Annotated in this window: 16 protein-coding genes; 9 read left to right on the forward strand and 7 right to left on the reverse strand. The window is 60.0% G+C overall.

The features are described 5' to 3' along the window. The first annotated feature begins 79 nt into the window (after nt 1–79). From ptsP to ACYYKW_RS05850, 4 genes are all read left to right on the forward strand, one after another. Entirely contained in the window at nt 80–2,941 is a 2,862-nt protein-coding gene (gene ptsP, locus ACYYKW_RS05835) for a phosphoenolpyruvate--protein phosphotransferase (protein ID WP_464989639.1), read from the forward strand. Further along, the gene (pfkB, locus tag ACYYKW_RS05840; protein ID WP_090281725.1) at nt 2,941–3,882 is read left to right on the forward strand and encodes a 1-phosphofructokinase; all 942 of its coding nucleotides are present in this window, start codon (nt 2,941–2,943) and stop codon (nt 3,880–3,882) included. The genes ptsP and pfkB overlap by 1 nt, the downstream gene beginning before the upstream one ends. Before the next feature lie 11 nt (nt 3,883–3,893). After that, nucleotides 3,894–5,627 (forward strand): PTS fructose-like transporter subunit IIB, encoded by a 1,734-nt coding sequence (locus tag ACYYKW_RS05845; protein ID WP_464989640.1) that lies wholly within the window; start codon nt 3,894–3,896, stop codon nt 5,625–5,627. A gap of 180 nt (nt 5,628–5,807) precedes the next feature. Continuing rightward, nucleotides 5,808–7,349 (forward strand): alkaline phosphatase D family protein, encoded by a 1,542-nt coding sequence (locus ACYYKW_RS05850; RefSeq protein WP_464989641.1) that lies wholly within the window; start codon nt 5,808–5,810, stop codon nt 7,347–7,349. A 124-nt stretch (nt 7,350–7,473) separates the two neighbouring features. On the opposite strand, the gene ACYYKW_RS05855 is transcribed toward ACYYKW_RS05850, so the two are convergent. After that, the gene (locus ACYYKW_RS05855) at nt 7,474–10,002 is read right to left on the reverse strand and encodes a PepSY domain-containing protein (protein ID WP_464989651.1); all 2,529 of its coding nucleotides are present in this window, start codon (nt 10,000–10,002) and stop codon (nt 7,474–7,476) included. A 234-nt stretch (nt 10,003–10,236) separates the two neighbouring features. Continuing rightward, complete coding sequence (locus ACYYKW_RS05860; RefSeq protein WP_464989642.1) at nt 10,237–12,540, reverse strand: TonB-dependent receptor; 2,304 nt, start codon at nt 12,538–12,540, stop codon at nt 10,237–10,239. Nucleotides 12,541–12,747: 207 nt separating this feature from the next. Between ACYYKW_RS05860 and ACYYKW_RS05865 the strand changes: the two genes are divergently transcribed. The 4 genes from ACYYKW_RS05865 to ACYYKW_RS05880 all read left to right on the forward strand — a co-directional run bounded on the left by ACYYKW_RS05865 (nt 12,748) and on the right by ACYYKW_RS05880 (nt 17,550). After that, nucleotides 12,748–13,428: a Fe2+-dependent dioxygenase gene (locus tag ACYYKW_RS05865; RefSeq protein WP_464989643.1), complete on the forward strand. Its 681-nt coding sequence runs from the start codon at nt 12,748–12,750 to the stop codon at nt 13,426–13,428. After that, nucleotides 13,425–14,180, forward strand: coding sequence for a tetratricopeptide repeat protein (locus ACYYKW_RS05870; RefSeq protein ID WP_464989644.1), 756 nt, complete (start codon nt 13,425–13,427; stop codon nt 14,178–14,180). Before ACYYKW_RS05865 ends, ACYYKW_RS05870 begins: the two co-directional genes overlap by 4 nt. Nucleotides 14,181–14,409: 229 nt before the next feature. Further along, complete coding sequence (locus ACYYKW_RS05875; protein ID WP_464989645.1) at nt 14,410–16,623, forward strand: alpha-xenorhabdolysin family binary toxin subunit A; 2,214 nt, start codon at nt 14,410–14,412, stop codon at nt 16,621–16,623. Nucleotides 16,624–16,671: 48 nt separating this feature from the next. Further along, nucleotides 16,672–17,550 (forward strand): hypothetical protein, encoded by an 879-nt coding sequence (locus ACYYKW_RS05880; RefSeq protein ID WP_464989646.1) that lies wholly within the window; start codon nt 16,672–16,674, stop codon nt 17,548–17,550. A gap of 39 nt (nt 17,551–17,589) precedes the next feature. Here ACYYKW_RS05880 and ACYYKW_RS05885 read toward each other — a convergent pair whose 3' ends face one another. From ACYYKW_RS05885 to ACYYKW_RS05905, 5 genes are all read right to left on the reverse strand, one after another. Next, complete coding sequence (locus ACYYKW_RS05885) at nt 17,590–18,753, reverse strand: type III PLP-dependent enzyme (protein WP_090281733.1); 1,164 nt, start codon at nt 18,751–18,753, stop codon at nt 17,590–17,592. A 651-nt stretch (nt 18,754–19,404) separates the two neighbouring features. Continuing rightward, entirely contained in the window at nt 19,405–20,562 is a 1,158-nt protein-coding gene (locus tag ACYYKW_RS05890; RefSeq protein ID WP_464989647.1) for an osmoprotectant ABC transporter ATP-binding protein OsmV, read from the reverse strand. Then, complete coding sequence (locus tag ACYYKW_RS05895) at nt 20,559–21,212, reverse strand: ABC transporter permease (RefSeq protein WP_090281735.1); 654 nt, start codon at nt 21,210–21,212, stop codon at nt 20,559–20,561. The genes ACYYKW_RS05890 and ACYYKW_RS05895 overlap by 4 nt, the downstream gene beginning before the upstream one ends. Nucleotides 21,213–21,225: 13 nt before the next feature. After that, nucleotides 21,226–22,119, reverse strand: coding sequence for a glycine betaine ABC transporter substrate-binding protein (locus ACYYKW_RS05900; RefSeq protein WP_464989648.1), 894 nt, complete (start codon nt 22,117–22,119; stop codon nt 21,226–21,228). A 19-nt stretch (nt 22,120–22,138) separates the two neighbouring features. Beyond that, nucleotides 22,139–22,828 (reverse strand): ABC transporter permease, encoded by a 690-nt coding sequence (locus ACYYKW_RS05905; RefSeq protein WP_172833351.1) that lies wholly within the window; start codon nt 22,826–22,828, stop codon nt 22,139–22,141. Between the two features lie 358 nt (nt 22,829–23,186). Between ACYYKW_RS05905 and ACYYKW_RS05910 the strand changes: the two genes are divergently transcribed. After that, entirely contained in the window at nt 23,187–24,770 is a 1,584-nt protein-coding gene (locus tag ACYYKW_RS05910) for a peptide chain release factor 3 (protein WP_093104726.1), read from the forward strand. The last annotated feature ends 221 nt before the right edge of the window (nt 24,771–24,991 follow it).

The following is a 24,991-nucleotide window of genomic DNA, read 5'->3' on the forward strand; positions in this document are numbered from 1 at the left end:
CTCAAAAAGCGCGGCCGAGCGCCTAAGCTGTGACCATCAAAACAATACCTGGCCTGTATCGGGCCAAAAAGGAGATTGCATGCTCGAGCTCACTATAGAGCAGATATCCATGGGCCAAGCGGCCGTGGATAAACCCGCCGCCCTGCAACTTTTGGCCGATCATCTGGTTGCCGATGGCCTGGTCGCCGATGGCTATCTCGCCGGCTTGCAGGCCCGGGAAGCCCAGGGCTCGACCTTTCTCGGCCAGGGTATTGCCATTCCTCACGGCACCCCGGAAACCCGCGATCAGGTATTCGCCACCGGCGTGCGCCTGATGCAGTTTCCCGAGGGCGTCGATTGGGGCGATGGGCAGATCGTCTATCTGGCGATCGGCATCGCGGCCAAATCCGATGAACACCTGCGCCTGCTGCAATTGCTGACCCGCGCCCTTGGTGAAACCGACCTGGGCCAGGCCCTGCGCCGTGCCAGTTCGCCGGAAGCGCTGCTGAAATTGCTGCAAGGCGCGCCGCAGGAACTGGCGCTGGATGCGCAGATGATCGGCCTCGGCGTTTCCGCCGACGATTTCGAAGAACTGGTCTGGCGTGGCGCGCGTCTGCTGCGTCAGGCCGATTGCGTCAGCAACGGTTTTGCCGGCGTGTTGCAGCAGGTCGAAGCGCTGCCGCTCGGCGATGGCCTGTGGTGGCTGCACAGCGAACAGACCGTGAAGCGTCCGGGTCTGGCGTTCGTCACCCCGGACAAACCGATGCGTTACCTCGGCCAGCCGCTCAGCGGTCTGTTTTGCCTCGCCAGCCTCGGCGAGGCGCATCAGGCGTTGCTCGAGCGCTTGTGTGCGCTGCTGATCGAAGGTCGCGGTCATGAATTGGGCCGCGCCACCAGCAGCCGTAAAGTCCTCGAAGTGCTCGGCGGTGAGTTGCCTGCCGACTGGCCGAGCGCGCGTATTGCGCTGGCCAACGCCCACGGCCTGCATGCGCGGCCGGCGAAAATCCTCGCGCAACTGGCGAAAAGTTTTGACGGCGAAATTCGTGTGCGCATCGTCGACAGCCAGGACAGCGCCGTGTCGGTGAAGAGTTTGAGCAAACTGCTCAGCCTCGGCGCCCGGCGTGGTCAGGTGCTGGAGTTGATCGCCGAGCCAAGCATCGCCGCCGATGCCTTGCCGGCACTGCTCGCCGCCATCGAAGAAGGCCTCGGCGAAGAAGTCGAGCCGCTGCCCGCCGTCAGTCAGCAGCGTGAAGTGATGGCCGACATTGCCGAGGTGCTGGTCGCCCCGGCCTCAGGCAGCCTGCTGCAAGCGATTCCGGCAGCGCCGGGCATTGCCATCGGTCCGGCGCATGTTCAGGTTCAGCAGCACATTGATTACCCGTTGCGCGGCGAGTCCGCCGCCATCGAGCGTGAGCGCCTGACGCAAGCGCTGAGCGACGTGCGCACAGACATTCAGGGCCTGATCGAACGCAGCAAGGCCAAAGCCATTCGCGAGATTTTCATTACCCATCAGGAAATGCTCGACGATCCGGATCTGACCGACGAAGTCGACACCCGCCTCAAGCAAGGCGAGAGCGCCGAAGCGGCGTGGATGGCGGTGATTGAAGCCGCGGCGAAACAGCAGGAAGCGTTGCAGGACGCCTTGCTCGCCGAGCGCGCCGCGGATCTGCGTGACATCGGTCGTCGGGTGCTGGCGCAGTTGTGTGGCGTGCAAACCGCGAGCGAGCCTGAGCAGCCGTACATTCTGGTGATGGACGAAGTCGGCCCGTCCGATGTTGCGCGCCTGGACCCGGTGCGCGTCGCCGGGATTCTCACCGCCCGCGGCGGCGCCACCGCGCACAGCGCAATCGTTGCTCGTGCCCTCGGCATTCCGGCGCTGGTTGGCGCAGGCGCGGCGGTGTTGCTGCTGGAGCCGGGCACGCCGTTGCTGCTCGACGGCCAGCGCGGGCGTCTGCATGTCGACGCCGATGCCGCGACCCTCAAACGTGCCGCCGAAGAACGCGACACCCGCGAGCAGCGCCTGAAGATCGCCGCCGAACAGCGCCATCAACCGGCACACACCACCGACGGTCATGCCGTCGAAGTGTTCGCCAACATTGGCGAAAGCGCCGGTGTGACCAGCGCGGTGGAGCAGGGCGCCGAAGGCATTGGCCTGCTGCGCACTGAACTGATTTTCATGGCCCACCCGCAAGCGCCGGATGAGGCCACGCAGGAAGCCGAATATCGCCGCGTTCTCGATGGTCTCGCCGGTCGTCCGCTGGTGGTGCGCACGCTGGATGTCGGCGGCGACAAACCGCTGCCGTATTGGCCGATCGCCAAAGAGGAAAATCCCTTCCTTGGCGTGCGTGGCATTCGCCTGACCTTGCAGCGCCCGCAGATCATGGAAGCGCAACTGCGCGCCTTGCTGCGTTCGGCGGATAACCGGCCGCTGCGGATCATGTTCCCGATGGTCGGCAGCGTCGAAGAATGGCGCCAGGCCCGTGACATGACTGAACGCCTGCGTAAGGAAATCCCGGTCGCCGATCTGCAACTGGGGATCATGATCGAAGTGCCGTCCGCCGCGTTGCTTGCGCCGGTGCTGGCCAAGGAAGTCGACTTTTTCAGCGTCGGCACCAACGACCTGACGCAATACACCCTGGCCATTGACCGGGGTCACCCGACCCTGTCGGCACAGGCTGACGGCTTGCACCCGGCGGTGCTGCAACTGATCGACATCACCGTGCGCGCGGCCCATGCCCATGGCAAATGGGTGGGCGTCTGTGGCGAGCTGGCGGCCGATCCGCTGGCGGTGCCGGTGCTGGTCGGCCTCGGTGTCGATGAACTGAGCGTGTCCGGCCGCAGCATTGCCGAAGTCAAGGCGCGCATCCGCGAACTCAGCCTGACCCAGGCGCAAACCCTTGCTCAACAGGCCTTGGCCGTGGGCAGCGCCAACGAAGTGCGCGCATTAGTGGAGGCCCTGTAATGGCCAGGATTCTTACCCTGACCCTCAACCCGGCGCTCGACCTCACCGTCGAGTTGCCGCAGCTGGAGGCCGGTCAGGTCAATCGCAGCGACGAGATGCACACCCACGCCGCCGGCAAAGGCGTGAACGTCGCGCAGGTGCTCGCCGATCTCGGCCATCAACTGACGGTCAGCGGCTTCCTCGGCGAGGACAACCTGCAAGCGTTCGAAACCCTGTTCGCCAAGCGCGGCTTTGTCGACGCATTCATCCGCGTGCCGGGCGAGACGCGCAGCAACATCAAGGTCGCCGAACAGGACGGCCGCATCACTGACATCAACGGTCCCGGGCCGGTGGTCGATGCAGCGGCGCAGCAAGCGTTGCTCGACCGTCTGCTGCAGATCGCACCGGGGCATGACGCGGTGGTGGTCGCCGGCAGTTTGCCGCGTGGGGTCACGGCGCAGTGGTTGCGTGAGCTGATCGAAAAACTCAATGCGCTCGGCCTGAAAGTTGCCCTCGACTCCAGCGGCGAAGCCTTGCGCGCGGCGCTGCAAGCCGGGCCTTGGCTGATCAAGCCGAACACCGAAGAACTGGCCCATGCGCTCGGCTGTGAAGTGGTTTCCCCGCTCGCCGAAGCGCAAGCCGCCGCACAGTTGCACGCCCAGGGCATCGAGCATGTGGTGATCTCCCACGGCGCTGACGGCGTGAACTGGTTCAGCGTCGGCTCGGCGCTGCACGCGACGCCGCCGAAGGTCAGCGTCGCCAGCACGGTTGGTGCCGGTGATTCGTTGCTCGCCGGCATGCTCCACGGTTTGCTCAGCGCCGATACGCCCGAACAAACCCTGCGCACGGCCACGGCGATTGCCGCGATGGCGGTGACCCAGATCGGTTTCGGCATCAACGACGCCGCGCAACTGGCGCAGCTCGAACAGGGCGTGCGCGTGCGCCCCCTGACAGAACAATAAGAGGGTTTGTGATGAAGTTAGCCATTGTTACGGCTTGCCCGAACGGCATGGTCACCAGTGTGCTGTGCGCACGCTTGCTTGATGCCGCAGCGCAGCGTCAGGGCTGGAGCACCAGCGTCGAAGTGGTTGATCCGGCACACCCGGAGCGCGAGTTGTCGGCGGCGACCATCGAAGCGGCGGAGTGGGTTTTGCTGGTGACCACCGGTCCGGTCGACATGAACCGTTTCGTCGGCAAGCGGGTGTTCCAGATTGCCCCGGCGCAGGCGTTGCAGGATGTGGAAGCAGTGCTGCGCCGTGGTGCTGAAGAGGCCGAGGTCTACGTTGCCAGTGAAGCACAACCGGCGGCAGACACGTCGCGTGCGCCGCGCATCGTCGCGATCACCGCGTGCCCGACCGGCGTCGCCCACACCTTCATGGCGGCCGAAGCGTTGCAGCAGACGGCCAAGCGCCTGGGCTACGAATTGCAGATCGAAACCCAAGGCTCGGTGGGCGCGAAAACCCCGTTGAGCGCAGCGGCGATTGCCGACGCCGACGTGGTCCTGCTGGCGGCGGACATCGATGTCGCCACCGAGCGTTTCGCTGGCAAGAAGATCTATCGCTGCGGCACCGGCATCGCCTTGAAGCAGTCCGAGGCCACGCTGAAAAAGGCCCTGGCCGAAGGCGTTGTTGAAAGCGCGGCAGGCGAGGGCACGGCCCCGGCCAAGTCAGAGAAAACCGGCGTCTACAAACACCTGCTGACCGGTGTCTCGTACATGCTGCCGATGGTCGTGGCGGGTGGTTTGCTGATCGCTCTGTCGTTCGTCTTCGGCATTACCGCGTTCAAGGAAGAGGGCACGCTGGCGGCGGCGCTGATGCAGATCGGCGGCGAGACCGCGTTCAAATTGATGGTGCCGCTGCTGGCCGGCTACATCGCCTACTCGATTGCCGACCGCCCGGGCCTTGCGCCAGGGATGATCGGTGGTTTGCTGGCGGGCACGCTGGGGGCCGGGTTTATCGGCGGGATCATTGCCGGTTTCATTGCCGGTTACGCGGCGAAAGCGATCAGCCGTTATGTCTCGTTGCCGCAAAGTCTGGAGGCGCTGAAACCGATCCTGATCATTCCGTTGTTCGCCAGTCTGATCACCGGTCTGGTGATGATTTACGTGGTCGGCAAACCGGTCGCCGGCATGCTCGCGGCGCTGACGCAGTTCCTCGACAGCATGGGCACCACCAACGCGATTCTGCTCGGCGTGCTGCTCGGCGCAATGATGTGCGTCGACCTCGGCGGGCCGATCAACAAAGCCGCGTATGCGTTTTCGGTGGGGCTGCTGGCCTCACAGAGTTACGCCCCGATGGCTGCGACCATGGCCGCCGGCATGGTGCCGCCGATTGGTCTGGGCATCGCCACGTTCATTGCCCGGCGCAAGTTCGCCCAGAGCGAGCGCGAGGCGGGTAAAGCGGCCTTCGTGCTCGGCCTGTGCTTTATCTCGGAGGGGGCAATCCCGTTTGCCGCGAAAGACCCGTTGCGGGTGATCCCGGCGGCCATCGCCGGCGGCGCACTGACCGGCGCGCTGTCGATGTATTTCGGCTGCAAACTGATGGCGCCGCACGGTGGCTTGTTTGTGCTGGCTATCCCGAATGCGATCAATCATGCGCTGCTGTATCTGCTGGCGATTGTCGCGGGGAGTCTGGTGACGGCAGTGGTGTATGCGCTGCTCAAGCGGCCTGAGGTGGTTGAGCTGGCGCTGGAACCGGCCAAGGCCTGACACCGCGATCCCCTTGTAGGAGTGAGCCTGCTCGCGATAGCGGTGTGTCAGATGCATTGATGTTACTGACCCACCGCTATCGCGAGCAGGCTCACTCCTACATTTTGTTTGCGGTGTGACTGATGTCATGGCGAATTCATACAGCCATGCTTAAGTTTTCCCTTTTGCAGGGAGAACACCATGAGCGATTTCAACCTCGGGCGCCGTCGGGTCATGCAAGCGGTCGGCGCCGGGCTGTTGCTGCCGGGGCTGGCGCCGGCGGTGATTGCCTCGGTCAAGGATCGTCCGCAGCTCACCGATGGCGTGCAATCGGGCGACCTGTTCGGCGACCGCGCGATGATCTGGAGCCGCAGCGATCGCCCGGCACGCATGGTGGTCGAGTGGGATACCCGCAGCCTGTTCGGCAACCCGCGCAAATTCGTCTCGCCATTGGCCGACGCCCGCAGCGATTTCACCGCCCGCGTCGAACTGACCGGGCTGCCCGCCGATCAGGCGATTTTCTATCGCGTGTACTTCGAGGATGCCCAGACCGGCGTAGCCAGCGAACCATGGTTCGGCCACCTGCGCAGCGTCCCCACGGCGAAACGCGACATTCGTTTTGTCTGGAGCGGCGACACCGTTGGCCAAGGCTTCGGCATCAACCCGGACATTGGCGGCATGCGCATCTACGAAGCCATGCGCCTGCGCCTGCCGGACTTCTTCATCCACAGCGGCGACACCATCTATGCCGACGGCCCGGTGCCGGCGCAACTGACCACCGAAGACGGCCGCATCTGGCGCAACCTCACTACAGAAGCCAAGAGCAAAGTCGCGCAGACCCTCGACGACTATCGCGGCAACTACCGCTACAACCTGATGGACGAAAACATTCGCCGCTTCAACGCCGAAGTGCCGCAGATCTGGCAGTGGGACGATCACGAAGTGGTCAACAACTGGTCGCCGGGCAAACAACTTGATGAGCGCTATCAGGAAAAAAATATTCACACCCTGGTCGGGCGTGCACGGCAGGCATGGCTGGAATATGCGCCGATGCGCTTGCAGGCGGCCGATGGCGGCGGGCGGATTTATCGCAAGCTGAGCTATGGGCCGATGCTCGATGTGTTTGTGCTGGATATGCGCAGTTACCGCGAGGCCAACGACGACAACCTCGGCGCGGCGAAACCGTTTCTCGGGCGTGAGCAACTGGACTGGCTCAAGCGCGAATTGCAGGCCTCGAAGGCGCAGTGGAAAGTCATCGCTGCCGACATGCCCATCGGGCTCGGAGTGCCGGACGGCGAGGTCAAACCGGGTGTTGCGCGCTGGGAGGCCGTGGCCAATGGCGATCCTGGCCCGGCGCAAGGGCGAGAGCTGGAGATCGCCGAACTACTCGGCTTCCTGCGTGCGCAGCTGGTGCGCAATTTCGTGTTTCTGACGGCGGATGTGCATTACTGCGCCGCGCATCACTATCACCCGGATAGGGCGGCGTTTCAGGATTTCGAGCCGTTCTGGGAGTTCGTTGCCGGGCCGTTGAATGCCGGGAGTTTCGGGCCCAGTCCGCTGGATAAAACCTTTGGGCCAGAAGTGGTTTTCGAGAAAGCTCCCTCCGCGCAGAACACCTCGCCGTTTGCCGGGTTTCAGTTTTTTGGCGAGGTGAACATCGAAGGGCAGAGCGGGGAGATGAGTGTGGTGTTGCGGGATCTCGATGGGGTGGCGGTGTTTGAGCAGAAGTTGCAGCCGGTTTGATTCGAGTAACACCGCAGTCCCCTGTAGGAGTGAGCCTGCTCGCGATAGCTATCTGTCAGAGAAATTGATGCTGACTGACACACCGCTATCGCGAGCAGGCTCACTCCTACAGGGATCGGAGGCGTTAGTAAACGTCGCGGCGGTAGCGGCCCTGTTCGATCAGGCGTTCGACTTCGGCGCTGCCGAGGATATCGGTGAGCACCTGATCCACGCCTGAGGCCATCCCGTGAAGGCTTCCACAGACGTAAATCACCGCACCCTCCGCCAGCCATTGCTTCAGCTCTTGCGCCGATTCACGCAAGCGATTCTGCACATAAACCTTCTCGGCCTGATCGCGGGAAAACGCCAGGTCCAGGCGCGCCAGATCGCCGTTGATCAGCCACTCTTCCAGCTCAGCGCGGCAGAGGAAGTCGTGCTCACGATTACGCTCGCCAAACAGCAGCCATTGACGTTGCTGACCGTCGGCAATCCGTGCCTTGAGCAAGCTGCGCAAGCCGGCCAGACCGGTGCCGTTGCCCAGCAGAATCATCGGCACGGGCTCGTTGGGCAGATGGAAACCGCTGTTGCGGCGCACGCGCAGGCTGATGCTGCCGCCCACGGGTGCGTGTTCGGTCAACCAGCCGGAACCGATGCCGAGCGTGCCGTCGGCGTGCTGTTCCTGACGCACGATCAGTTCCAGCACGCCGTCGTCGGTGATCGAGGCGATCGAATATTCGCGCATGGCCAGAGGCACCATCGCATCGACCAGCGATTGCGCATGCAGGCCGACCAGATGTGCGCGGTGTTCCGGCAATTGGCGCGAGGCCAGTGCCACTTCCAGCGGCTCGCTGAGGCCGTTGATTTTCACCGTGGTCTCGCCACGAATGCCGAGGCCGTCGAGGAAATGTTCAATCGCCCATGGGCAATTGCGCGGCAGCACTTCGACCAGATCGCCGGCCAGCCAGCTGCTGGTATCGGGAGCTTTGAGGCCTAGCAGATAAACCGGCGCGCCGCTGCTGTCGGGGTTCATCAGTTCGCGCCGCACCAGCGTCCAGTTGGCGTAGCTCGGCGCCTGCCAGGTTTCGGTCGGCGCCTGTCCGGTGAGCTGGCCGAGTTGGGTTTGCCAGTGACGCAAAGCGTAGGGATCGCCGCTGTCGACTTCTACCGGCGCGAACAAGGTCTTGCCGCCGTGCTCGCTCAGCCATTGGTGCAGGCGTTTGGCGAAGCCGCAGAAGTGTGCGTACTGGCGGTCGCCGAGGCCCAGCACCGCGTAGTTCAGGCTGTCGAGGGTTGCGGCCCGGCTCAGCACCTTGCGCTCGAAACCGCGCGCGCTGTCCGGGGCTTCGCCGTCGCCAAAGGTACTGACCACGAACAGCGCATTGCTCGATGCGCGCAGATCCTGCTCGCTGACATTGGCCAGTGGCTGCACGTTGACCGGCAAACCGGCGGCTTGCAATTGGCCGGCGGTCTGCCAGGCCAGTTGCTCGGCAAAACCGCTCTGGCTGGCGAAGCCGACCAGCCACGCCGAGGCATCGCCGGCCGGTTGCTCAAGCCCTTTGCGCGCATCCTTGATCTGCTTTTTCTTGCGCCGGCGATCGAGGTAAAGCAGCCATCCCGTGATAAAGAACAGCGGCATGCACACCGCCGCAAGGGTCACGATGATGCGCCCGACGAGGCCGAAATAGCTGCCGACGTGCAGCGCATAAATGCTGGTCAGCAGTTGTGCCTTGAAGCTTTTGTCTGCGTAGCGGTCGACGCGTTTGACCAGCCCGGTGGCCGGGTCGAGGGTGATCTGGTTCAGCGCACGATCATGCGGCGAGCTGTCGAGCAGGTAGAACACCGTCGCCGGCTGGCCGGCCACGGGCGGCATGCGGATGTTGTAGGCGGACAGGCCAGGGCCGGCGGCGCTGTAAATGCTGCTCCACATCGCTGCGTAGTCGGCGGTCGGTGCAGGACCTTCGGGGGCCGGACCACGACCGCCGCGCACACGCTCGTTTTGCGGCGCATCGGAAAGCAGGCGGGTCAGGCCTTTGTTGTACCACTCGTAGGACCACGACAACCCGGTCAGCGCCAGCAGCAGATACACCAGCAGGCACCAGGTGCCAGCCACCGAATGCAAATCCCAGTTGAACGCCCGACCTTTTTTCTTCCAGTCCAGAGTCAGCCACACGCGCCAGCTGCTCCACTGCCGTGGCCAGCGCAGATACAAGCCCGACAGGCAGAAAAACAGCAGCATCAAGGTGCAGGCGCCGGTGATGTTGCGCCCGGTGTCGCCCATTGCCAGGAAGCGGTGCAGTTGCAGCATCAGGCCGAAGAAATCCTGGCCGACGGCATCGCCCTTGAACTCGGCGGTGTACGGGTCGAAGTAGCGCATTTCGCCGCGCCGCTCGCCTTTGGGCGGCGTGAAATACACCCGCGCCGCGTTGCCACTGTCGGTTTCGACCCAGAGCATGGCGACTTTCTTGCCGGACGCGCCTTCGATGCGCTCCACCAGTTCGACAGGCGGCAGCACCCCGGCGACCTGTTTTTCCACTTGCAGGACGGAAGGATTCAGCGCCCGCAGGATTTCGTCCTGAAACGAATAGGCCGCCCCGGTGATGCCCATCAAGGCCAGCACCAGCCCCGCGGTGATGCCAAAAAACCAGTGCAACTGGAACAGGGTTTTCTTCAACACGTCACTCGCCGTCCGTTCGAAAGTTGTCATCACGGCGCGCATTATGCCGTGGGTTGTCGTGAAGCGTTTTTCGTAACACGCAAAAGCCCCGTTCAATTGAATGAACGGGGCCAGGCCTTGCGGCATATCCTGTGTAGGAGTGAGCCTGCTCGCGATAGCGGTGTGTCAGTCAGCATTGATTTCTCTGACAGATAGCTATCGCGAGCAGGCTCACTCCTACAGGTTCCACTGTTATCAGAAGTGGAAATTGGTGCTCAACAGCGCCGTACGGCCCGCCGCCTGGTTGGCGAAGTGGGTCGAGAAGGCTTTGTCGTAATAGGTTTCGTCGGTCAGGTTCTGCACGTTGAGTTGCAGGTCGACGTTCTTGGTCAGCTTGTAGGCGGCCATCGCGTCGTAACGTACATAGGAATCGACCATCGTGGTGTTGGCGACACTGCCGTAGACGTCGTCGACGTAGAACGCGCCACCGCCGATCGTCAGCTTTGGTGTGACCTGGTAAGTGGTCCACAGGCTGGCGCTGTTTTTCGGTGTGTTCGGCAAGTCGTTGCCGTCGTTGGCGCGGCCCAACGGACCGCCGTCAACCTGTTCGCTGTCCATGAACGCGTACCCGGCGAACACCTGCCACTTGTCGGTGAGCTTGCCGCTGGCCGACAGCTCGAAACCTTGTACGCGGGTCTTTCCGGCGTTTTCGTACGAGCTGGTATCAACCTGCACGCGGGCGTTTTCTTTCTCGGTACGGAAGATGTCAGCGGTCAGCGACAGGCGATCATTGAGCAGATCCCACTTGGTGCCGATCTCGTAGTTCTTGGTGGTTTCCGGCTCCATGTCGCTGCTCAGCAGGTTGCCGCTGCGATCCGGCGTGCCGCCCAGCGGATTGCCTTCCTGACCTTCGCCCAAGGTGTTGCCCGGCGGGGTGGCCGAGGTGGCGTAGGAAGCATAAATGCTGCCGTTTTCCGCCGGCTTGTAGACCACGCCGAACTGGCCGGTGACGAACTCGCTGGTGTCATCGCCCTTGGAGGTGGTGCGACCGGCTGCGTTGTAGGTCTTGTAATCGGTATCGAAGTGGTCGTAACGCAGGCCCATGTTGACCAGCCATCGCTCGGACAGCTCCAGGGTGTCGAACACGTACAGTGCGTAAGTGTCGGCCTGGGTGTCCGTGCCGGCGTAGTTGCGCGAGATCGCGCCGTTCCACGGATCGTTCGGGTTCGGATTCGACAGCGAGGTGCAGTTGTAACCGCTGGCCGCGCCGATCAGGCCCGGGTTGCAGTTGGTCGTTACGGCGCTGGTGCGCGGCGTGGTATCGGTGTTGACGTTGTACGAGGATTTCTCGCTCTGCTCGCGGGTGTATTCGACCCCGGTGGAGAAGCTGTTCTTGAAACCGGCCACGTAGAAGGTGCCAAACAGGTCGGTCTGGTTGGTGGTGGTTTCGGTGTTGCTCACCCGCGTATTCGCTCGGCGCCAGACGCTGCCATTGTTGACGTTGCCCTTGCTGTCGTCCGGCTGGGTGAGGATGTAATCCTGCATGCTGGTGCCGTGGCGCAGGGTGTTCTTGAGCGTCAGCGAATCGTTCAGGTCATGCTCGATGGCGAAGGTCGCGGTGTCGGTGCGGCCCTTGCGGAAGTCGCGGTCCAGACCGTAGAAGTTGCTGTCATCGCCACCGGCGTACGGCTTGTCCGGGTTGGACTTGGTGCGCGGGTTCGACAGGGTATAAGGGATGCCCGAATCCGGCGTGTCGTTGCTTTCCAGATGGTAGTAATCGAGGTTGACGCGGGTGTCGGTGCCCAGGCCAAACGCCAGCGACGGCGCGATGCCCCAACGGTCGTAATCGACCTTGTCACGGCCGGCGACGTTGCTCTCGTGGCTCATCAGGTTCAAACGGCCGGCAGCGCTGTCGCTGAACTGATAGTTGCCGTCAAGGGTGTAGCGCTGGGTCTGGTCGGAGCCGTAGGTGAAGCCGCCATCGAACGAATTACCCAGATGGGCTTTCTTGCTCACCAGGTTAATGCTGCCGCCTGCCGCGCCACGACCGCCGATGGCGGAGTTCGGGCCCTTGCTGACTTCGATGTTCTCGACAGCGAAGATCTCGCGGCTTTGCGAGCCGGTGTCACGCACGCCGTCCAGGTAGGTGTCGCCCTGTGCATCGAAACCACGGATGAACGGACGGTCGCCCTGCGGGTTGCCACCTTCACCGGCGCCGAAGGTGATGCCCGGCACGGTGCGCAGCGCGTCCTGCATGTTCAGGGCACCGGTGTCTTTCAGTACTTGTTGCGGAATGACAGTGACCGAGCGCGGCGTATCGACCAGCGGTGCGGTGTACTTGGGCGAGGAGGCCTTCTCGACCTGATAGGACGTCGGGTCCTGGGCTTCGCCCGTGATGGCGGTGGCGTCCAGGGCGATGGCGTTACCGGAGGCTTTGCTCTCGGTCTTTTCGGCGGCGAATACCATCTGGCCTGCGGAGCCAGCGGTGATTGCCACACCGATTGCAGAGGCGAGCAGACGTGGTGAACTGACCGGTAATTGTGCGTGTTGACGTGCCATTTTTATTCCCCTCCCCAAGGATTTGAGGCGGCGGAATATAGGGTAAACAGGTATTTGTATCAATTGCGAAAAATTACTATTCGCGACAAATTTACATTCTTTACAATTTAACCTTACGGTTTTTGCCAGTTCGTTCGTCCCGCGGGTTTTACACGGTCAATAAGAATCAATACCATTGCCGCCTATTTGCCATCAGGTGACATCGCCATGCTGCTGCACATTCCCGGACTGTTCGCCAAAGAAGAGGTGCAGCGCATTCGCCAGGCGTTGGAGCAGGCCGACTGGTCCGATGGCAAAATCACCGCAGGCTTTCAATCGGCCAAGGCCAAGCACAATCTGCAACTGCCCGAAGGCCATCCGCTGGCCAAGGAGATCGGCGCGGCAATGCTGGAGCGGCTGTGGAAAAACCCGTTGTTCATGTCGGCCGCGCTGCCGCACAAGGTCTTCCCACCGTTGATCAACTGCTACACGGCCGGTGGCAGTTTCGATTTCCACATCGACAACGCCGTGCGCCAACCCAAGGGCAGCATCGAGCGCGTGCGCACCGATCTGTCGGCCACGCTGTTTTTCAGTGAGCCCGAAGATTACGACGGCGGCGAGCTGGAGATTCAGGACACCTACGGCACCCAGCGAGTGAAGCTGCCCGCCGGCGACATGGTGTTGTATCCGGGCACCAGTCTGCACAAGGTCAACGCCGTCACTCGCGGCGCGCGTTATGCGTCGTTTTTCTGGACGCAAAGTCTGGTACGCGAGGACAGTCAGCGCGCGTTGCTGTTCGAAATGGACGGCGCGATTCAGCAGCTCACTAACGACGTGCCCGACCATCCCTCGCTGATCCGCCTCACCGGCACCTATCACAACCTGTTGCGACGCTGGGTCGAGGTATGAGCTTCCAGCTGCGCCGCGAGGAAATGCTGGACGTTGCTGATCTGGCAGTGATGCTCGAAGAAAGCCCGGGCCGTGCTGCACAGGCGATTCTGCTGGCAGCAGGTGAAGGCGAGATCGAAGCGCAGGCGTTGCTCGGGCAGATTTTGCTCGACGGCCGAGGCATCGCCCAGGATCAACCGCTGGCGCTGCGCTGGTTCGGCATCGCCGCCGGGCGTGGGCATCTGATGGCGCGCAACATGCTCGGGCGTTGTCATGAGCATGGCTGGGGTTGTGGGGCGGATGCGTCGATGGCGGCGCAGCATTATCGTATCGCCGCCGAGGCCGGGCTGGATTGGGCGATGTACAACCTCGCTAACCTTCTCGCCACCGGACGGGGCATCGCGCAAAACCAGGCGCAGGCCTTGGACCTGTACCGTCGTGCTGCCGAGTCGGGACACGCCAAATCGATGAATCTGTTGGGTCGTTATCTGGAAGAAGGTCAGCATTGTCCCCAGGATTTGCGGGCGGCACGTGAATGGTATCGCTGTGCCGCTGAGTCCGGGGACTTTCGTGGACAATTCAGTCACGCCGCCATGCTCGCCGAAGCGGGGCAAATAGAAGATGCGCTTGGCTGGCTGGGCAAAGCGCTGATTGCAGGTAACGAAAAATTCCTGCGGGTTGCCGGCGAGTCGCTGATGACAGCAGGGCACCCGAGGATTCGCGCAATGGGCGAGGCTTATCGTATGCGCTTATCAAGTTTGATCGGCGTGTAATAGCTTGGTTTTGTTGCAAGTCAGTAAGTTAAATTTTCTAGATAATCAAAGGCGGCTGCTCGGCTTGGTAGTCGTCTCGTAGTGATTGTTCACATATAACGGCTTGTTGGTTTTTAGCTTGTTGTCATAAGGTGTTTTTGCGATGCCGCTGTTCGATTAATTGAAATGTTCTTGTAGCGGATATCGAAAATAATTTTTGTTGAATGTCCGGAGAAACAAGGAGTTTCTTATGGGAATCAGAGTGGATAACAAGATTGTCGAGGCCGCTATAAAAGCGCCTCAAGTATTTATCGCTGCGTCAGTCGGTGAGGGCCAGGAATACCATCGGGGTGTTGGCATTCAGTTGACCAAAGAACAAATCATCAGTTTAAGAAAGTATGAAGTGCTTGGTTTGTCTCTGCCGATTCGGTTGCAGGATGTTATTGCCTATTTGAATTATGGCGCCGGTGATGGCGGCGGTACAGGCCTGAAGCCCGAGGAATTTCTATCAACTTTCACCATGGTCTATGATCACGCCAAAGGCTGGTCCACATTGCGTGAGGACATCAAACTCACTGGCACCCATCTGAATATCTTCGCGGGCAGCATCATCCGTATGGGTCGGGATATTGTCGAGGTCTATGAAGATCTGAAAGTTTCCCGGTACCTGGAAGAACACAATATCAACACACCGGAAGAGTTTCTGAAACTCAAGCAAAAGTTTCCCGATCTCCCCGACCTGAACGTGCCCGCTGCCGACGTTAAAGAGATCGGTGAATACCTTAAGGGTTTACTCAACAAGATCAGCGAGTGCCATCGGAAAGCCCAGGAGGTCCGCGGCAAGCTGGACACGTTTGGTACCGACATGCGCACTAAAGTGTTACCGGAAATCCGGCGCCGACTGGAGTTCGTCTCGAGAAATACCTATCAGGCGGACATTCAGGCGCTACAAGACGTGATCGACCAGCGCTCGAAGGAGATTGATGACCTTAACAAACGATACGATCAAATGGTTGAGGAAGCGATCAAGGAGGCAGCGAAGCTGAATATTGTCGGATTGATTCTCGGTATTTATGGGGGCATAAAAGCAGAGGAAATTCGCAAGGATCGAAACAGGCTTAAAGACGAGCAACAAGCGGACAATCAGAAAATGGCCAGCAAGAACCAGACACTGAGTTCGTTGAACAAAGTGCGCGACGACTTGCAAAATCTAAACTATGTAGCGATCGAGGCTGAGCTGGCGACGCAAAACCTGATGTTGGTGTGGAATGCGCTGAGTGCTTACATCAGTGCGTCGGTCAGCGATGCCGATCTCCTTGGAGAAGCAACTTCTTTGAGGCGTTTTAAAAATCAGCTTCTTGGGGTGATCGATCCGTGGGAGCAGATCCAAATCAGTGCCGATCAACTTGTAGGTGTCTTCGCGGCAGCTGAACAAGAGTATGGAAACAGCCTTCAAACATTCAGGAGCAGGACGCTCATGCTATCACCAAAAAATTATTCAGCTTATCCAGACGTAAACATGGCGGCTTTGCGTAATTACGCTGGCCTGATTCAGGCAGAAAATACCACGGCGCAAGTGCTGTTTGAACAGTTCGATTATCAACCGGGAACAGTCAGCAGCATGAATGCCATCTGCCTCGCTGTTCAGAAAGCGGTATTCGATATTCGTGATCAGGCACAGAAGAATGTTATGCATCTGCAACGTGCACAATCCAAACTCATGGATCTTCAGGCGGAGCTTGGTGCGCCAGATGATGAGCAAGATATTCACGAAGATATGGAGTTACAACTCAAGGGCATCTTCAACAAGCTTTCGGAGCGATATCAAAACCTGAAGGGCTCGCGCAACGGAATGAGCACTGCTTATGATCGGGCCACTTCGCAGGGTTGGGTGGTGACGTTGCAACAGGATAGTGAGGCATCGCAAGCATTGAAAATCAATGCTGAAGAGAAACTGATCGATCTCGAAGCAGAGATGAAAGTGGTTTCCGATGGTATCGATTTGATCGGCAAGGCCGGCGTGGAGAAGATCGGTGAGCAAGCGCAGCTAACGCTGGACCGCCTGCAAGCCCTGGGTCTGGCCCCACCTCAGGTTCAAATTGCACTGCTGGCCATCGATACCTTGAAAAAAATGATCTCGGGTATCGGTGAGGCGATTTCTTTCTTCAACATGCTGGCGTTCTACGACAGGCTCAAGGATAAAGCGGCCGACTTGCGCACACGGGTGAGAAATTGCCAACGAGAGATCACCCGGATCGACGGGAAGATTCGATTGGTCACCGTGCTGGATCGACTGGACGACGAGCGCTGGAAGTATGTGGATGAGTACTCGAATCTGGAAGCCGTTTCTTATTCGTTATGCCGAGACTTCGAGCAGAACAAGGCACAACACGTCGAGGAGCGAGCGGCTACTGCCATCGCCCGTATTGACGACGTGGTCAAATATCTAAGGCAGATTCAATAACAAGGAGTCGGGAGCGGTGGGTTGCTTGCCCATCGCTTTCGAATAATCATGAATTTATTCGCCTATGAGTTTTCTGCAGAGCAGCGGCGCGCTCTGGATCGCTACACTGCATTTCTCGGCTCTGTTCACACCGTCACCGCCAATATCCCAGTGGTTTTCGAGCGCCGTAGGTCCAGCGGTCATGCACTGGCGGTATTGGCCAGCGACTCGCGCCTGAACAATATCCCGTTCAATGAACGCTACTTGCGTGACTTCTGGAGACGCACTGAAGATGTCGAGCAAAAGTGCAGTGCTTTCGTCTCGGAACTGCTGACGTTTACACGCGAGTCATTGGAAATCACCAAAAATAACTCACGACATTCACTTCTCAGCGAGGTGGACTTCAACTTGTACAGTTTGTCCCGGTCGCCGACCTGGATATTGTTTCCGCCAACCGATGTATCGGATCTGGTCCACGAACTGGTGCTTCGCCTGTACAGGCTGAGGGCAATGATACGCCAGCTCAAATATACAATGGTCGAAGTGCATGACGAGTCGTTCGGCATTAAATCGGTGTTTGCCAGGGCAATGGATCACCGCTCCTGCCAGTGTCATCCCCAGCCGACAGTCGTCCAGGAGTTGTTTAGCGAGAGGCGCACCCAACCGATGTGGGATACGGCGTACTCTTCAGCGGATCCGCTGATCCGGGCCGGGGAATACAAGGCCGGTGTTACCGGATTGTTCAACGCCGTGGCGTCTGTCAGCATGCAAATCTGCATGAATCTTGAGGAAACAGGAGTACGCATGGACACGGCCATTCAAGAGCTGTTAACGGCAGAGCGTGTGTCGACCCTCGGCCAGCTGAATTCCAGACTGGCTGCGGCGAAAGAGCAAGCCGAAGCGTTCATGGCGATGCTCAACCACCTTGAAACATGGCTGCGTCATTAAAAAAGGCCCTGTGAGGGCCTTTTCATTCAGAGCATTGATTTACACGTAATAGGACTTCAACGGCGGAAAGCCGTTGAACTCCACGGCGCTGTAACTAGTGGTATACGCACCGGTCGACAACCAGTACAGACGATCACCAATCGCCAGGTTCAGCGGCAGACCGTACTTGTAGTTCTCGTACATGATGTCAGCGCTGTCGCATGTCGGGCCGGCGATGACCACTTCTTCCATCTCGCCTTTCTTCTCGGTCCAGATCGGGAACTTGATCGCTTCGTCCATGGTTTCGATCAGGCCGGAGAACTTGCCCACATCGGTGTACACCCAGCGCTCGACCGCAGTGCGGGATTTACGCGCCACCAGTACCACTTCGCTGACCAGAATGCCGGCGTTGGCGATCAACGAACGGCCTGGTTCCAGAATGATTTCCGGCAGGTCATCACCGAAGTCTTCTTTAAGGAAGCGGATGATTTCTTCAGCGTAGGTTTCCAGGCTGTTGGTGCGGGTGATGTAGTTGGCCGGAAAGCCGCCGCCCATGTTGATCAGCTTGAGGTGGATGCCGTCTTCTTCTTTCAGGCGCTCGAAGATCACTTTGACCTTGGCGATTGCCGCGTCCCAGACGCTGATGTCGCGCTGCTGCGAACCGACGTGGAACGAGATGCCGTAGGGCACCAGACCGAGGTCACGGGCGAGGATCAGCAGGTCCATGGCCATGTCGGTCTGGCAACCGAACTTGCGCGACAATGGCCAATCAGCGGTGGTCGAGCCTTCGGTGAGAATACGTACATAGACTTTCGAGCCCGGCGCGGCCTTGGCGATGTTGCGCAGGTCGGCTTCGGAGTCGGTGGAGAACAGCCGCACGCCCTTCTCGTAGAAGTAGCGGATGTCCTTGGACTTTTTGATGGTGTTGCCGTAGCTGATACGGTCGGCGCTGACGCCGCGGTCCATGACCTTGTCCAGCTCGTAGATCGAAGCGATGTCGAAGCTCGAACCCTTGTCTTTGAGCAGATCGATGATCTCGACCGCCGGGTTGGCCTTGACCGCGTAGTAGACCTTGGCGAATTCGAAACCGGCGCGCAGGTCATCGTAGGCCTGGGCGATCATCGCGGTGTCGATCACCACGAACGGGGTTTCCTGTTTGTCGGCGAACGCCTTCATTTTGTCAAAAGTGGCGCGCGCGAAATAATCTTCGACCTTGATCGACATGCTGGGAACTCCTACTGGCAAACAAAAAGTATCAATGGGTGCAAATGAACGCCCTCCGTATCCCCACTTTGGTTCGCCTACTTCCCAAGGCATGTCGCCGAAAGCAAAAAGGCCCAGGGATGTGCCGCTATCCCTTGGCCTTGCTGTCTCGTCGTCAGTACTTGAGCCGGATGGATCGTTTCCAGCATGGACGTTCGGCGCGAACTTTAGGGCGTGAGGGGGTTGAGATCAACTAAAAATGTCTCGTTTTTGCACGCTTCTGACGTGCGACGCGTTCATCACTCCTTGTAGCCGACCGAGATGACGGAAAGATGTTCCCGGCGATTTTTCGAGTGTTAAACATACCTGCACGTTCGCGGCTTTTGGCGGCGAAGTCAGTGGTAAGTGTGATGACTGCAACATCGGCGATGTTAGCGGCGAGAGGGCGGTGTGAGGGGGATTTTGACTGTTTGGGATGGTAGGTCCGAGAGCCAGTCAGCGGGGCGGGTGTTGAGATTCTTTTCCGCCTTGTGAAGGCCGGAAATTCGCACCGATCCCTGTAGGAGTGAGCCTGCTCGCGATAGTTTTTTTCCAGACAACATATCGTCGACCGGGATTACGCCATCGCGAGCAGGCTCACTCCTGCATGGGATTGCATTTGAGCAGATGGAATCAGGCGACTATCGCCTCAGCCGGCGAGACGATATTGGTCTTCATCCCCCGTGAACGCCCCGAACTCAGGTACGCCGCAATCGACTCCTGCGTCACCTCGCCGAGGAACACCCGTTCGGCATCCATCACCGGCAGCCACGCGCGGTTGAACTCGTACATGCGCGACAGCAGGATGCGCAGATGCTCGTCGTACGCCGCGGTGGCGTTGAACTCACGCAGGAACTGCGCGCAGGTGCCGGTCTGGCGATGCAGGTCGCGACGACGCACATAGCCCAGCGCCTTGTTCTCGGCGCAAGTCACCACGACGTAACGACGGTCATGTTCGTCCATCAACTCCAGCGCATCGGCCACCGGCGTTTCCGGGCTCACCGATGGCGCGTTGTCTGCCGCGTCTTCGGCTTTCACCAACAGCAGGCGTTTGAGCGTGCTGTCCTGACCGACGAAGTTGCTGACGAAATCATCCGCCGGGTGCGCGAGCAGCGTGTCCGGATGATCGATCTGCAGCAGTTTGCCGGCGCGGAAGATCGCGATCTTGTCGCCGAGTTTGATCGCCTCGTCGATGTCATGGCTGACCATGATCACGGTCTTGTTCAGCGCGCGCTGCATTTCGAAGAACTCGTTTTGGATCATCTCGCGGTTGATCGGGTCGACCGCACCGAACGGCTCGTCCATCAGCAGCAGCGGTGCATCGGCTGCGAGTGCGCGGATCACACCGATACGCTGCTGCTGACCACCGGACAATTCACGCGGGTAGCGATGCAGATACTGCTTGGGCTCGAGCTTGATCATGCTCATTAGCTCGCGGGCGCGGTCGTGGCATTTCTGTTTGTCCCAGCCGAGCAGTTTCGGTACCACGACGATGTTCTCTTCGATGGTCATGTTGGGGAACAGACCGATCTGCTGGATCACGTAGCCGATGTTGCGGCGCAGTGTCACTTCGTCGAGATCGGTGGTGTCTTCGCCGTTGATCAGGATCTTGCCGGAGGTCGGTTTGATCAAGCGGTTGATCATTTTCAGCGTGGTGCTTTTGCCGCAACCCGATGGCCCGAGGAATACACAGATCTCGCCTTCATTGACGGTCAGGCTCACCGAGTCCACGGCTTTGACATCTTTGCCGTTGCTTTGGAAAGTCTTGCTGAGATTTTGAAGTTCGATCATTTCAAGAGTCCTTTTGGAGTCAGCGAGCGTTGCAGCCACTGCAGGAAGAGGTCGGCGAAGATCGCCAGAAGACTGACCAGCAGCGCGCCGACGATGAGCATCGACATGTCGCTGCGGCTGATGGAGGCGAGGATCAACACACCGAGGCCGCCGGCGCCGATGGTCGCGGCGATGGTCATCACGCCGATGTTCATCACCACGGCGGTGCGCACGCCAGCGAGGATCACTGGCACCGCGATGGGCAGTTCAACCATGCGCAGGCGCTGGCCGAAGGTCATGCCGATGCCGCGCGCGGCTTCACGAATGCCCGGCTCGACGCCGGTGAGGGCGAGGTAGGTGTTGCGCATGATCGGCAGCAGTGAATACAGGAACACTGCGGTGATCGCCGGCAGCGGACCGAGGCCCTGGCCGAACTTCGAATAGAACGGCAGCAACAGGCCAAACAGCGCGATCGACGGCACGGTCAGCAGCACCGTGGCGCTGGCCTGCAACGGACCGGCGAGAGCGGGAAAGCGCGTCATCAGAATACCCAGCGGCACACCGATGACAATCGCCAGGGTCACGGCGATGCCGACCAACGTAATGTGCTGCCAGGTCAGGTGCATCACCTGCTGCCAGTCGAGATGGGAAAAGGCGTTCAGAAATTCCATGACTTCTCCTCTCTTAATTCAGTGGGTGCTGACGCAGGAAATCGGCGGCAACGGACGATGGGCTTTCATGATTGACGTCAACCCGCGCGTTCAGCTGGCGCATGGTTTCGTCGTCGAACAGCTCGGCCAGCGGCTTGAGTTGTTCGGCCAGTTTCGGATTGGCGTCCAGCGTGGCCTGACGCACTACGGGCGCGGCGGTGTAGTCGGGGAAGTAATGCTTGTCGTCGGCCAGCAACTTCAGGCCAAAGGCATTGAGGCGGCCGTCGGTGGTGTAGACCAGACCGGCGAATACCTGACCATTGCGCAGCGCGGTGTAGACCAGGCCGGCGTCCATCTGGCGGATGTTCTTGCGGGTCAGGTTCATGTTGTAGAGCTTGACCATGCCGTCGAGCCCGTCGGAACGGTTGGCGAACTCGGTATCCAGCGCCACCAGATGATTGCTCTTGGCTTCGGCGCGCAGCACGTCGTTGAGCTGGCTGATGTTGCTGATCTGTGGATATTCCTCGGCGATTTTTTTCGGCAGGGCGAGGGCGTAGGTGTTGCTGAATTTCGACGGCGTCAGCCAGATCAGGCCTTTCTTCGCGTCGAGTTCCTTGACCCGGGCGTAGGACTGCGCGCTGTCGAGTTTTTCGCTGACATGGTTGTAGGCCACCAGCGACACGCCGGTGTATTCCCAGAGCAGGTCCAGTTGTCCGCTTTCGTGGGCGCTGCGGGCGAGGTTGCTGCCCAGACCGCCGGTGATCTGCGCGTCGTAGCCTTTGCTGCGCAGGTATTGCGCGGTGATTTCGGCGAGCAGGGTCTGCTCGGTGAAGACCCGGGCGCCGAGGCGAATCACCGGTTTTTCTGCGGCTTGTGCGATTCCTGCAAGCAGCAGGAAGCAGCCTAGGATCAAGCTGAGTCGTTTCATAAATATTCCTCGCAAAGCCTTAAGACGGGCGCAAACCGCGTTCCAGCCAGAGACGGCTGGCAAGGGTGACCACGCCATCGAGCAACAACGCCAGCAGCGCGGTGCACGCGGCGCCGAGCAGCAGTTGCGGCTGATTGTTCAGGGCGATGCCGGGGAAGATCAGGCTGCCAAGGCTGTTGGCGCCGATCAGGAAGGCCAGCGGCGCAGTACCGACATTGATCGCCAGCGCGACACGCACGCCACCGACAATGATCGGTACAGCGTTGGGCAATTCGACTTTCCACAGCACCTGGCGCGGGGTCATGCCGATGCCGACGGCCGCTTCTTTCAGCGAGCCCTGGACATTTTTCAGGCCTTCGTAGGTGTTGCGCACAATCGGCAACAGGGAGGCGAGGAACAAGGCGAAGATCGCCGGGCCGCTGCCGATGCCGAGGATGCCCAGCGCGATCGCGAGCACGGCCAACGGTGGCACGGTGTTGCCGATATTGAAGATCTGCATGAAGCGTTCGGCGCGGCCGACCATGTTCGGGCGGCTGAGGAAGATACCGGCGGGGATGCCCACGACGAGGGCGGCCAGCATGGAAGCGAGGACGAGAACCAGATGAGCTTGCAGGTAAAACAACAAATCGTCGCGGTAGTGTTCGATCGTGTTGATGCCGATCCAGTGGACCAGCAGGGCCAGGAGCGCGATCACCACCGCACCTCCCATCAGCCCTTTGCCATAGCGGATAGCCACAGGCGGACTCCTTTTTTTGTAGTCGGCGAGCGCTGCTCCGCGTGGCAAAACCATTCCTGGCTGCCGGAGTCAGCGTTCGCGAAAAGTAGCCGTTTTCCAGCACCGGCCAAGCGGTGCGAAAGCGAGCCATGAGCGCAGCCTCGTCAGGCTAACTTGCTGATTTTTCAGCCCCTGACGAAGTTTCGTAACAGGGGATGGACGTCTCCTTGCTTTAAAAGGTTCCCATCTGAGGCAGCATTTGGCCACCCTTAATGTGCTCAACGGTTCGGTTATTGTCCTGAGTTGGGCTATAATCGCGGCCCTTTTTTGAATCACCGCCAGGCGATTTCCCATGACCCAACAGGCCGCCGAAGTCGCGAAACGCCGCACTTTCGCCATTATTTCCCACCCCGATGCCGGTAAAACCACGATCACCGAAAAGCTCCTGTTGATGGGCAAGGCGATTGCGGTGGCCGGTACGGTGAAATCCCGTAAATCCGATCGCCATGCGACATCCGACTGGATGGAGATGGAGAAGCAGCGGGGTATTTCCATTACCACGTCGGTCATGCAGTTCCCGTATCGCGAACACATGATCAACCTGCTCGACACCCCGGGCCACGAAGACTTCTCCGAAGACACCTACCGCACCCTGACCGCGGTGGACTCGGCCTTGATGGTTCTCGACGGCGGTAAAGGTGTCGAGCCACGGACCATCGCGCTGATGGACGTCTGCCGTCTGCGTGATACGCCGATCGTCAGCTTCATCAACAAACTCGACCGCGACATCCGCGACCCGATCGAACTGCTCGACGAGATCGAAGCCGTTCTGAAGATCAAGGCTGCGCCGATCACCTGGCCGATCGGCTGCTACCGCGACTTCAAGGGCGTGTACCACCTGGCCGATGACTACATCATTGTCTACACCCCGGGCCACGGTCACGAACGCACCGAAACCAAGATCATCCAGAAACTCGACTCCGACGAGGCGCGCGCGCATCTGGGCGACGAGTACGAGCGCTTCATCGAACAACTGGAACTGGTGCAGGGCGCCTGCCACGAATTCAACCAGCAGGAGTTCCTCGACGGTCAACTGACCCCGGTGTTCTTCGGTACCGCGCTGGGCAATTTCGGTGTCGATCACGTGCTCGACGCCGTTGTGGATTGGGCGCCGCGTCCGCTGGCCCGTGTCGCCAACGAGCGTACCGTCGAGCCGGTCGAAGAGAAGTTCTCGGGCTTCATCTTCAAGATCCAGGCGAACATGGACCCGAAACACCGCGACCGCATCGCCTTCATGCGTATCTGCTCCGGCAAATACGAGAAAGGCATGAAGATGCGCCACGTGCGTACCGGCAAGGACGTGCGCATCGGCGACGCCTTGACGTTCTTCTCCTCCGAGCGTGAACAGCTGGAAGAGGCCTACGCCGGCGACATCATTGGTCTGCACAACCACGGCACGATCCAGATCGGCGATACCTTCAGCGAAGGCGAAGTCCTGGGTTTCACCGGTATTCCGCACTTCGCCCCGGAACTGTTCCGTCGTGTGCGTCTGCGTGATCCGCTGAAATCCAAGCAACTGCGTCAGGGCTTGCAGCAGTTGGCGGAAGAGGGCGCGACGCAGGTGTTCTTCCCGGAGCGCAGCAACGACATCATTCTTGGCGCCGTCGGTGTGCTGCAGTTCGATGTGGTCGCGAGTCGTTTGAAAGAGGAATACAAGGTTGAGTGCTCGTATGAGCCGATCACTGTGTATTCGGCGCGCTGGATCGAGTGCAGCGACAAGAAAAAGCTTGAGGAGTTTTCCAACAAGGCTGTGGAGAACCTGGCATTGGATGGCGGTGGGCATTTGACCTATCTGGCGCCGACGCGGGTGAATCTGGCGTTGATGGAAGAGCGTTGGCCGGATGTGAAATTCCGCGCGACGCGTGAGCATCATTAAGGTTTGATTTGTTTTTCTGAAAGCCCCTGAGGTGTAGGCCTTGGGGGCTTTTTTTCGGCTTGGTATTGGCGGCCTTTGGGCCGACCATGCTCTGGTTGTTTTGGGGGCATATCCGTTTTTTGGGGTGTTGCGGCTGGCGGTTTCGCCCTTACGGCGAGTCCCTTTTTCAAACGCCAAAAAGGAACCAAAAGGCTTTGCTCCTACGTACGGCCCTCGCAGGC

Source organism: Pseudomonas sp. 15C (assembly GCF_055484735.1).